The 572-nt window shown below is 55.6% G+C and carries 1 protein-coding gene; it reads left to right on the forward strand.

The features are described 5' to 3' along the window. On the forward strand, positions 1-349 hold a 349-nt coding region (locus NQT62_RS15370; RefSeq protein WP_256765627.1), incomplete at its 5' end, for a hypothetical protein. Positions 350-572: the final 223 nt, after the last annotated feature.

Raw genomic sequence — 572 nt, forward strand, 5'->3', positions numbered from 1 at the left:
TTTCTACCGCTTGGCTGGCACCTTTTCACTCGCCGAAGATGCGACCACGAGCAATGTTCTCGATTATGCGCAATCTGGCTCGATCACGGGCACGTACTGCCAGCAGTTCCAATACTCCGTAACTCTGATCTGGATGATCATCGGCACGGTGGCGCTTTTCAACGCCGCCCGTTCGGCATATCGCAAATCCAATGGCGAGATGGTGCCATGGAGCACACCGGTCTACTATCTGATCGGGGGAATTATGTGCTATTTCGTCAACGGCATCACTGCAATGATCGCGAACACTATCGGCCTTGAAGTCGGACTCGACAACATGTGCAAGGCTTTCGGTATGGCCGGGGCTTAATCGTCTGTTGCGAGGACCGCAAGCAAGGCTGCGGTCCTCGCGTCGATCCGCCACTAGAGAGCTGGCGGATTCCCATCTTCATCCACCCCTGCCCTTTCCAGAACCCATTCAAGCGTCTCGTCGTAGGGCATGCGCAATGTCTTGGAAAGCTCCACGAACCGGTTGTGGGTTGCCAGACGCACCCGCATGTTCAGAGGCTGAACGATCCCTTTGCTTTTGCGCT

Source organism: Limnobacter humi (genome assembly GCF_024518835.1).
Classification (GTDB): Bacteria; Pseudomonadota; Gammaproteobacteria; order Burkholderiales; family Burkholderiaceae_B; genus Limnobacter; species Limnobacter humi.